General features: G+C 63.7%; 12 protein-coding genes. 6 read left to right on the top strand and 6 right to left on the bottom strand.

The features are described 5' to 3' along the window. The coding region (locus JOZ00_RS03955) for an acyl-CoA dehydrogenase family protein (RefSeq protein ID WP_293339923.1) at window positions 1-93 on the top strand (93 nt) is incomplete at its 5' end. 44 nt (window positions 94-137) lie between these two features. On the opposite strand, the gene JOZ00_RS03950 is transcribed toward JOZ00_RS03955, so the two are convergent. The 6 genes from JOZ00_RS03950 to JOZ00_RS03925 all read right to left on the bottom strand — a co-directional run bounded on the left by JOZ00_RS03950 (window position 138) and on the right by JOZ00_RS03925 (window position 4543). Continuing rightward, on the bottom strand, window positions 138-746 hold the full coding sequence (locus JOZ00_RS03950; protein ID WP_293339917.1) for a hypothetical protein: 609 nt from the start codon (window positions 744-746) through the stop codon (window positions 138-140). Then, window positions 743-1678, bottom strand: a complete 936-nt coding sequence (locus JOZ00_RS03945; protein WP_293339914.1) for a hypothetical protein — start codon at window positions 1676-1678, stop codon at window positions 743-745. The genes JOZ00_RS03950 and JOZ00_RS03945 overlap by 4 nt, the downstream gene beginning before the upstream one ends. Window positions 1679-1710: 32 nt before the next feature. Beyond that, window positions 1711-2154, bottom strand: a complete 444-nt coding sequence (locus JOZ00_RS03940; RefSeq protein WP_293339912.1) for a hypothetical protein — start codon at window positions 2152-2154, stop codon at window positions 1711-1713. A gap of 73 nt (window positions 2155-2227) precedes the next feature. Continuing rightward, window positions 2228-3592 (bottom strand): cytochrome P450, encoded by a 1365-nt coding sequence (locus tag JOZ00_RS03935; RefSeq protein ID WP_293339909.1) that lies wholly within the window; start codon window positions 3590-3592, stop codon window positions 2228-2230. 35 nt (window positions 3593-3627) lie between these two features. Continuing rightward, window positions 3628-3828, bottom strand: coding sequence for a ferredoxin (locus tag JOZ00_RS03930; protein WP_293339906.1), 201 nt, complete (start codon window positions 3826-3828; stop codon window positions 3628-3630). A 13-nt stretch (window positions 3829-3841) separates the two neighbouring features. After that, on the bottom strand, window positions 3842-4543 hold the full coding sequence (locus tag JOZ00_RS03925; protein WP_293339903.1) for an SDR family NAD(P)-dependent oxidoreductase: 702 nt from the start codon (window positions 4541-4543) through the stop codon (window positions 3842-3844). Window positions 4544-4927: 384 nt separating this feature from the next. Between JOZ00_RS03925 and JOZ00_RS03920 the strand changes: the two genes are divergently transcribed. The 5 genes from JOZ00_RS03920 to JOZ00_RS03900 form a co-directional block, all read left to right on the top strand. Beyond that, window positions 4928-6133: a CoA transferase gene (locus JOZ00_RS03920; protein ID WP_293339900.1), complete on the top strand. Its 1206-nt coding sequence runs from the start codon at window positions 4928-4930 to the stop codon at window positions 6131-6133. Window positions 6134-6507: 374 nt separating this feature from the next. Then, complete coding sequence (locus tag JOZ00_RS03915; RefSeq protein ID WP_293339920.1) at window positions 6508-7326, top strand: ABC transporter permease; 819 nt, start codon at window positions 6508-6510, stop codon at window positions 7324-7326. Window positions 7327-7335: 9 nt separating this feature from the next. Continuing rightward, window positions 7336-8181: an ABC transporter permease gene (locus JOZ00_RS03910; protein WP_293339897.1), complete on the top strand. Its 846-nt coding sequence runs from the start codon at window positions 7336-7338 to the stop codon at window positions 8179-8181. A 19-nt stretch (window positions 8182-8200) separates the two neighbouring features. Continuing rightward, window positions 8201-9463, top strand: a complete 1263-nt coding sequence (locus JOZ00_RS03905) for an MCE family protein (RefSeq protein ID WP_293339894.1) — start codon at window positions 8201-8203, stop codon at window positions 9461-9463. After that, the coding region (locus JOZ00_RS03900; RefSeq protein WP_293339891.1) for an MCE family protein at window positions 9460-10127 on the top strand (668 nt) is incomplete at its 3' end. The genes JOZ00_RS03905 and JOZ00_RS03900, both read left to right, overlap by 4 nt.

The following is a 10127-nucleotide window of genomic DNA, read 5'->3' as shown; positions in this document are numbered from 1 at the left end:
GCCCGCAGCTTCTCCGGGACGATCGCCGGCGGCACGTCTGAGATCCAGCGCAACATCATCGCCCAGCGAGTGCTCGGTCTCCCGCGCAGCTAGCGTTTTGTGAGTTGCCGTTTGTCGCAACGGCATTCGACCGGCTGCTAAACCGGGTCGAATTTGGTGATCAGCCAGGTGCCGTTGACGCGGCTCAAACTGACCAGGACGCTGCTGGAAGCCATCGCGGGGTCGGGATTGTCCTTGCTCGTGGTGCTCTGGTCGACCAGCACCAGCACGACGGCCGAGTTCGGGTGTAACTCCTGAACCGCGGCTCCCAACACCCGGGCGTTGGTCTTCAGTGACTTCTGTTTGGCCGCCGGAGCCACGATCTGTTCGGTGAACTGGTTGTAGTACGACAGGAAGTCCCCGGACAGATGGGATTTGGCCGCGGCGAAGTCTTTGTCCAGCGTGTCGGGCGAGTAGGACAGCAACGCGACCGTTCCGTCGGACGCCGCACTGGTGACCGCGCTGGCGACGCCGGCGTCGGTCTGCTTATCGGGCCGGTACTGCGTGAAGTACAGCCACGCCGCCGCACCCCCGGACAGCAGCAGCAGCAAAATCAGTACGACGGGAACGACTGTCACCTTGCGCCACACGCGCGGTTTGCTACTCGCGCTGCGTTCGGCTTGTTCGCCCACGTCGTCGCCCAGGTCGTCTTTCACGTCGTCTTTCACGTCGTCGGCGGTGCCGATGCTGGGCTCGTCCTCGCTCATGGGATGAACTCCACGTTAGACATCTTGTATTGCCCGCCATCGTCTTTAACGGTCACCTTGAGGCGCCAATTGCGTGGTTCGTCTTTGGCGCCCGCAGCGTTGGTGATGTGCGATGTCGCCGCGACGAGCACCAACGCGAAATCCCCGTTGATCGCTTGCACGGCCGCCGCATTCACGGTTCCCTGGGTGACCACTTTGGACTGCTCAACGACGGTCGTGAAATCTTTTGCACGCGCCTGGAAGTCGTCGTGGAACTGGCCGGTCGAGCTGTCAATGACCCGCTGGACGTCCTCCTTGGCCTTGTTGAAGTCCATGGAAGTCAGGTTGACGACACCTTGTCTGGCCCCCGCGACGAAGCTCGCAGCGCGCTGATTGCGCTCAGTGACTTCGTGGCGGTTCCACATCATGTATCCGCTGGCCGCGACGAAGGCGCAGATGAGCAGGATGACGGCCACTTTCCACGTCACGGACAACGGTGGCATTCGTAAGCGTCGTCGGGAGCGCGCCGGCGTGGCTTCTTCGTCGTCTCCGCGGGTTTCGTCGGAGACTTCTTCTTCTTCTTCTTCTTCTGTCTCCGCCTCGTCGGCGTCGGTTGCGTCGGCGGTCTCGGTGACGTCCTCGTCGGCCTCAGTCTCGGCGACATCCTCGTCCGTCTTCGCTTCGGCGCCGTCGGTTGTTTCTTCGTGGTCGGCGGCTACCGTTTCTTCGGCGTCCCGCGCTTCCTCGGCGGCCTTTGCCTCGGCCTCTTTTTGGGCCTCTTTCTCAGCTTCGGCCAGCGCTTCACGCCGTAGCCTGGCGGCACGAGCGCGGGCGCGCGCTGCGGCGGCCAGCGCTTCGGCTTCGGCCGCTTCGGCCTCGGCTTCCTCGAGCAATGCCCTCGCATCGGCCTTCGATGTGGCCGAATCGCGCGGCGGTTCCTTGGCCTCAGCCATCGTGCTTACTGACTCCTGTACGTCTCACGCGGCTAGAATCGCACGAGCGAGAACGGGTAACTGTTGGTGCCCCCCGGTCCGCCACCGCAGCCCGTGTTGAACGTCGAGTCGACCTGACCCCCAAGCGTCACCGCATCCCACGAGTAGACGTCATGCGAGGGAAAGAACTGGACCACGCAGCGCACACCGTCGGGCACATCAACGGCCATGGTGTAGCGGCCGTTGGACAGATGCGCCTCGCCTCTGTAGACCACCGCTTGCCCGTTGGGCTGCGGAGTTGCATACACCTGCAAGCATCCCGGCGCTGGATTGGCGCACGGGTTGATCGACCAAACCCAGAAGTGGCCGGGATCCCGGTTCGTGTCCAAGTGGTAGTTGGCATACAGCATGTCCGCGTGGGCAGTCGGCGCGACGGTCAGTGCGGCCAAGGCAAGCGCAAGGCTCACTGCGAAAGTCTTCACCGTTGCGTCTCCCATCTCTGCACACGCAATTGCCCCAAATATAGGGCGCGGTCACGCCGAACAGGCCTACTCGAAGAAATTGCGACGGTCAGTCGATGACCGCGGCTTCCTTGCGCTCGGTGATCGGTCTGGCGAGTTCCTGCTCGTCGCAGATGCGTTGCAGCTTCTCCAGCGTCTCGTCCAGCCCGGCTCCGACCTTGCGGCCGGGTGTGAAGGTGGCCGGCAGCTTGCGCATGCCCTGGATGACGCCGATGGTCTCGTAGTGGACGGTGCCTTCGGGGTCGCACTGGTAGTCGGGCATCCGGTCGAGCACCGCGGTGAGCATGGATTTGAACACGGTGCGAGCCACGTTAGATCCGATGCACCGGTGCACGCCCAGCCCGAAGCTGAAGTGCCGGTTGCCTTTACGGTCGAGGACGATCTTATCCGGGTCGTGGAAGACCGACGGGTCGCGGTTGGCCATCGCCCACGAGATCCACAGCCGCTCACCCTCTTTGAAGTGGATGCCGTCGAGTTCGGTGTTGTCGGAGAAGGTCCGGCCGTCACCGGGGGCCGGGGTGAAGTACCGCAGGAACTCCTCGGTCGCGGCGTCGAGCATCGTCTTGCGTTCGTTGCTGAGCAGCTGGCGCTGATCGGGATGCTCGGAAAGCCATTCCAACGAGTGGGCGGTCAGGGCGGTCGTCGTGTCGAAGCCGCCTCCGATGACCAGTCCCAGGTTGCCGAGGATTTCCAGATCCGGAGCGGGCTCGCCGTCAATGCGCATCTGCAGCAGGCCGTTGATGATCCCCGGCCGGGGGTTCTCGCGGACCTCGAGCATGGTGTTGACCATGTCGAGGCCCATCTCCCGGTGCATCGCGGTGACCTTCTCGATGTCGGGAGAGTGCTCGGGTGTGTAGACCGCGGCGTGAACCGGCTCGCTGTACATGTTCCACTTCTTCAGCGGAATGCCCAGCATCGCCAGAGTCAGGACCGCCGGCACGATGTTGGCCAGGTCGTCGACGAAGTCGATGCTGCCCGCTTCGATCTTCTCGTCGAGCGCGGCGCGCGTGATCTCGTCGATGAACGGCTCCCAGCGTTTGACCGCGGCGGGTGACAGGTACGGATTGAGCACCGTGCGGTAGGTGCGGTGCTCGGGGTCGTCCATTTCCAGGATGCCGCCGCGCACCGCGCTGACGCGGCTGGCCGTGGGGATCGAAATGCCTTTGTAGCCACGGCGTTCGCCGTGCAGGTCATGGTCGTTGGAGACTGCGGGGCAGCGGGCGAGCTCGAAGACCTCGTGGCTGCCGGCCGCCACCCAGTGGCCGCCGTAGGTCTCGGTCCAGGCCATCGGGCACTTGGAGTGCATCTCCTCGGTGATGGCCTTGAACTGCGACCGGTATTCGGCGCCGTGCCGATCGAAGTGGTACTGGTTCTTCTTGCGGTCGCTGTCGCTGACGCCGTCATCGACACTCACAGCTTCGTCTCCCTCGATGTCTCGTCGGTGCCGGCTCAGGCGTCGTCGGTGATCATGATGGCCTGCTCCGGACACGATTGCGCGGCCTCACGAACCTGGTCCTCGCGATCGGCGGGCACTATTTCGTCGATCGCAGATGAGCTGCCGTCGATGTCGCTGAGCTGGAATGAATCCGGGGCGATCATCGAGCACAAGGTGTGACCCTGGCATCGTTCTGAATCCACCCAAACCTTCATGGGCTGTCTCCTCTCAGGTGTTTCGACCGCCGTTGACGCCCAAAATCTGACCGGTGATGTAGCCGGCCTCCTCGGACACCAGGAATGCGCAGGCCGCCGCAATATCTTCCGGCTTTCCCATCCGCCGCACCGGTGTTCGGGCAATTGTCTCCTCGATGCTGCCGAGGAAGCCGTTTTTCTCGGCCGCACGCAACATCGGGGTGTCGATGAAGCCCGGCGGGACGGCATTGACCGTGATGCCGTTGGGCCCGTACTCGAGCGCCAATGACTTGGTCAGGCCGTTGACCGCCGACTTGGCCGCGACGTAATGACTCATGTACGGCGCACCGGAATGCGTGCTGGAGGAAGAGATATTGACGATCCGCCCCCATCCGGCCTCGATCATGTCGGGCAGCACCGCCTGGACGGTGTGAAACACCCCGTGCAAGTTGACGTCGATCACCCGCTGCCAATCCTCGAACGTGAGGTTGGTGAAGCGCTTGAATCCGTCCAGGCCCGCGGCGTTGACCAGAATCGCGACCGGCCCCAACTGAGCGCGAATCGCCGAGAAGGCCGCATCCACCTGCGCCCTGTCGGTGACGTCGGCGGTGAACGACAGGTCGGTTTCCGAGGGCTTCAGGTCGATCGTCGCAACGTCGAGACCGTCGGCACGCAGGCGATGCACCACGGCTAACCCGATGCCGGATCCGCCTCCGGTTACTACCGCGGTCTTCACGTCGAGGTCTCTACTGAAAACGGGGCTGTTTCAGACACAAAGAATCTCCCTTGCAATTATGAGAACCTTACTCTCACGCCGAAGCGCGTTGCAACATGCCCGAGAAACCGCTCTCAGCCTGCGTCGAGAGTGCTGTTCTGGCGACATACGAGCGTTTTCGCCGCTGGTCAGCGGCTCTGTCTCAATCCTGAGACTTTCTTGAATTATCGAGATGCGAATGTAAGATTCGCCGGGGAAGAGAATGAAATTATCGTGACCGTCACCACACAGGGAGTACGGAATGCCTGCCCAGGACACGGCAGCTGATCCCGTCGCGGATGCAACCCCCGAACCACTCGTAGACCGCCGGCTCCTCATCGATGGAACGACCGAGGGAGCATACGCATGAGACCGCTCGAGGGCATCCGGGTTCTGGAAGTCGCGATGTACGGGTTCGTCCCGTCGGCGGGCGCGGTGCTCGCCGAATGGGGAGCCGACGTAGTCAAGGTCGAGCACGCGGTGACCGGCGACCCGCAGCGCGGACTCCGCCAGACCGGCATGTTGCGTGTCGAAGGGGATCCCAACCCGAACATCGAGCACGCCAATCGCGGCAAGCGCAGCATCGGCCTGGACATGTCGGTGTCCGAGGGCAAAGAAGTGCTCTACGAACTGGCCCGCCGGGCCGACGTCTTTTTGACCAGCTTCCTGCCCGGAACCCGGGAAAGGTTCGGCATCGACGTCGACGACATTCGGGCCGTCAACCCGAAGATCGTCTACGCGCGCGGCAGCGCGCTCGGCCCGCGCGGCGAGGAATCGACCCGGGGCGGCTACGACATGACCGCCTTCTGGTGCCGAGCCGGAACCGCCGCCACCATCACCCCCGCGGGCATGCCGGGCATGATCGCACCGCCCGGGCCGGCCTACGGTGACACCATCTCGGGCACCAATCTCGCCGGCGGTATCGCGGCAGCTCTGCTCAAGCGCGAGCGGACCGGGGAGCCCTCCGTAGTCGATGTGTCGCTGTTGGGCAGCGGCCTGTGGTCGCTCGGCCACACCGTCGCGCTGACCAATCACCTGCACCAGCGGATGGAGTCGCCGCCGCCCGGAGTGCACGGCGCTCCCAACAATCCGTTGGTGGGCTTGTACACGACATCCGACGGCCGCTACATCTCCTTCGTGATGATGCAGCCGACCAAGTTCTGGGCGGACGTGTGCCGGCATGTCGACCTGCCCGAGATGGCCGACGATCCGCGCTTCGAAACGGTGGAGACGATCGCGGCCAACACGCCGGATGCGGTGGAACTCCTGACCAAGGCCATCGCGACCCGCACGCTGGCCGAGTGGAGCGAGCGCTTCGCCACACTCGCGGGGCCGTGGGCCCCCGTCCAGGACACCCTGCAGGCCGCCGACGACGCCCAGATCCGCGCAAACGAGTACATAGTGCAAGCGGGCGAACTCGAACTCGTCGCCAACCCGGTCCAGTTCGATGTGGCGCCGCCGCAGACCGGCCCCGCGCCCGGCTTCGCCGAGCAGACCGACGACATCCTGATGGAACTCGGGCTCGACTGGGACCACATCATCGAACTCAAGACGGCCGGCGCCGTCACCTAGGATCGGAGCCGCCTGCAATGTTTCAGCCCACCAACGCAAGTGACGCTGCCTGCCCGCGCGCTTCGGCCAGAGGTCGTCCGATAACGGTTCCGCGTTTTTTGCTCCACCCGGACAAACCATGAGTCATAATCGCCGGACGCTTCAAGACGCGGAGCTCTTCGTTTTGGGGCGTCAACTCACGCGACAGATCGGAGGGACCGGCGTGGGATGGGAACGCGCTGCCACGCTAGCGTCAGACGCCGAATTTCGGCTGTTCGCCGCGCATTTCGTGGTCGGCCGCGTTCACTCCGAATCGTTGGTTGAGCTGAACTTACCTCAGCCGTTGCGTAACAACAAGACTGTCGGTCTCGTAGCGTGGGAAGGGGCTGATGGCGATGGCGACTAAGGGCGCAGACCACTGGTCATCGGGATTTCCTCAATTGAGACTGAAATGGGACCTCTCGGGGCCCATGCAGGCGGTCGGAGCTTTGTTCGCGATGTCGGCCGACGCGGTCAAGTTCGTGTTCCGCAGACCATTCCAGTGGCGGGAGTTCTTGGACCAGTCTTGGTTTGTCGCGCGAGTGGCGCTGGCTCCCACGTTGTTGGTGGCGATCCCGTTCACCGTCCTCGTCAGCTTCACGCTCAATATTCTGTTGCGCGAACTGGGCGCGGCCGACCTGTCCGGTGCGGGTGCCGCGTTCGGTGCGGTCACCCAGCTCGGCCCGCTGGTCACGGTGTTGATTGTGGCGGGCGCGGGCGCCACGGCAATGTGTGCGGACCTGGGTTCGCGAACGATCCGCGAAGAGATCGATGCGATGGAAGTGCTCGGTATCAACCCCATCCAACGGTTGGTCACGCCGCGCATGCTGGCTTCGGGGTTGGTCGCATTTCTGCTTAACAGCCTCGTCGTCATCATCGGCGTCCTGGGTGGCTATGTGTTTTCGGTCTTTGTGCAAGACGTCAATCCCGGCGCGTTCGCCGCTGGTATCACGCTGCTGACCGGCGTGCCCGAGGTGGTCATTTCCTGCATCAAGGCAGCGCTTTTCGGCCTCATCGCCGGTTTGGTCGCCTGCTATCGCGGCCTGTCCATCACCGGCGGGGGCGCCAAGGCCGTCGGCAACGCGGTGAACGAAACCGTGGTCTATGCCTTCATGTCCCTGTTCGTCGTCAACGTGGTTGTCACCGCGATCGGCATCAAGATGACGGCGAAGTAGGGGCTGTCGATGGCACTGAGAGCCGTATACCCGCGGTTAGCCCGCCAGTTCGAGCGGCCGGTCGCCTCTTTGGGGCGGATCGGTGACCACACCCTGTTTTACGGGAAAGCGCTCGCGGGCGTGCCCTTCGCGGCGACCCATTACACGCGCGAGGTCGTTCGACTGGTTGCCGAGATCAGCATGGGTGCGGGCACTTTGGCGATGATCGGCGGAACCGTCGTGATCGTCGGCTTCCTGACGCTGGCGGCGGGCGGCACCCTGGCCATTCAGGGTTACACCTCGTTGGGCAATATCGGCATCGAGGCGCTCACGGGCTTTTTGGCCGCATTCATCAATGTGCGTATCGCGGCGCCAGTGGTCGCGGGGATCGGTCTGGCGGCGACCTTCGGCGCCGGGGTGACCGCGCAGCTGGGTGCCATGCGGATCAACGAAGAAGTCGATGCGTTGGAGAGCATGGCCATCCGGCCGGTCGCCTACTTGGTGAGCACAAGGATTTTGGCGGGAATGATGGCGATCACGCCGTTGTACAGCATCGCCGTGATCCTGTCGTTCCTGGCGAGTCAGTTCACGACGACGTTCTTGCTCGGGCAGTCGCAGGGCTTGTACCAGCACTACTTCAACACGTTCCTGAACCCGATCGACTTGTTGTGGTCGTTCCTGCAGGCCATTTTGATGGCGCTCACCATCCTGCTGATCCACACCTACTACGGCTATTTCGCGTCGGGTGGGCCGGCCGGCGTCGGCAACGCGACCGGTAACGCGGTGCGCACCTCGCTCATCGTCGTGGTGTCGGTAACGCTGTTGGTCTCGCTGGCTATCTACGGTACGAACGGCAACTTCAACCTTTCCGGTTAGCAAAGGAGGTGGAACGACAGTGACGCAGAGTGTCCCAGCGGGTCGCGGCGCGGTCGCCGGCCGACCCGCGCGTGCCGGTAATACGCGACCACCGGCCGGACGCAACTACCTGCCACCCTTGCTCGGACTGGCCACCGTCGGCATCATCTGCCTGATCTTCGCCGTTGCGGTGGGTCTGTTCCAGGGCTCCTTCACCGAAAGCGTGCCGGTGACCGTGGTCGCGAAACGCGCCGGTCTGGTTATGAACCCGGACGCGAAGGTCAAGATGCGCGGAGTGCAGGTGGGCAAGGTCGCCTCGATCGACCCGCTACCCAACGGCGACGCGGCCATTCATTTGGCGATGGACCCGTCGCAGCTGCACTTCATACCCGGCAACGTGCTCGTCAACATCGCGTCATCGACCGTCTTCGGCGCGAAGTCCGTCGAGCTGGTGCCGCCCGCCGAGCCCACGGCGGCGCGGCTGCGCAGCGGTCAGACGCTGCAGGGCCAGCATGTCATGGTCGAAATCAACACGGTGTTCCAGCAACTGGTATCGGTGCTGGCCCACATCGACCCCCCGAAGCTCAACGAGTCACTGGGTGCGCTGGCACAAGCCTTCAGCGGGCGGGGCCCACAGCTGGGCCAGTCCCTGAGCGACCTGGATTCGTTTCTGGCCAGGCTCGAGCCGAGCCTTCCCGCATTCCGTCATGACCTCGCGGTCTTGCCGGCGGTGTCCAACGCCTATGCCGACGCGGCGCCGGACCTGGTGAAGACCGCCGCCAATGCCACCCGCATCAGCAAGACGCTCGTCGATGAGCAGCACAACCTGGATGCGTTGCTCATCAGCGCGATCGGCTTGGCCGACATCGGCAACGACGTCTTGTCGGCGAACCGTGGACCGCTGACCAATGTGCTGCATCTGCTGGTGCCGACTACCGATCTGACTAAGGAGTACGGTCCGGCGCTCACCTGCGGTCTCCAAGGACTCATCCACCTGTCGCACGGGGCGCCGTTGTCAGAACCAAGCATCAACATCTCGGCGAGCCTCACGTGGGGCGCCGAGCGTTACCGGTATCCGACGAACCTGCCGAAGGTTGCGGCGACGGGCGGCCCGCAGTGCGTGGGCCTGCCGAACCCGCCGTTCAATACGGCCCCGCCGCAATTGATTACCGATATCGGCGCGGACCCGGTGAACTACGGAAACCCGCAGCTGTTGATCAACTCCGATCTGCTCAAGCAGCTTTTGTACGGCCCGATCGCGGGCCCACCACGCAACTCGGCTCAGATCGGAGAACCCGGATGAGAGCCCGCGCCACGCTGATCAAGTTCGGCATCTTCGCAGTCGTGATGGCGATCCTGACCGCCTTCCTGTTCTTCATCTTCGGCCAGTACCGGACGGGTTCGACGACCAAGTATTCCGCCGTGTTCACCGACGTCTCGCGTCTCAAGCCGGGCCAGTCGGTGCGCGTTGCCGGGATCCGGGTCGGCACGGTCAATGGTGTGTCGCTGCAACCGGACAAAAAGGTTGTGGTGGAATTCGACGCCGACCGCAACGTCGTCCTCACCGAGGGCACCAGGGCGGCGGTCCGCTACCTCAACCTGGTGGGCGATCGCTACCTCGAACTCGTCGATGGTCCGGGCTCGACCAGGCAGCTTGCGGCCGGCGGTCAGATTCCGGTCAACCGCACCGCGCCGGCGCTTGACCTCGATCTGCTGCTCGGCGGGCTCAAACCGGTTACCCAGGGCCTGAATGCGCGCGATGTCAACGCGCTCACCTCAGGACTGTTGCAAGTTTTCCAGGGACAAGGCGGGACTCTCGAGTCGCTGTTCGCCAGGACGACGTCGTTTTCGAACGCCTTGGCCGACAACGATCAAACCGTGCAGCAACTGATCGACAACCTGAACATCGTGATCGGCACGATTTCCAAGGACGGCAAACAGTTCTCCGGCGCGATCGATCGCCTAGA

The sequence above is a fragment of the Mycobacterium sp. genome (genome assembly GCF_019243155.1).
Classification (GTDB): Bacteria; Actinomycetota; Actinomycetes; order Mycobacteriales; family Mycobacteriaceae; genus Mycobacterium.
The sequence above is the reverse complement of the archived record's forward strand: the minus strand, read 5'-3'. Positions and strand labels throughout refer to the sequence as shown.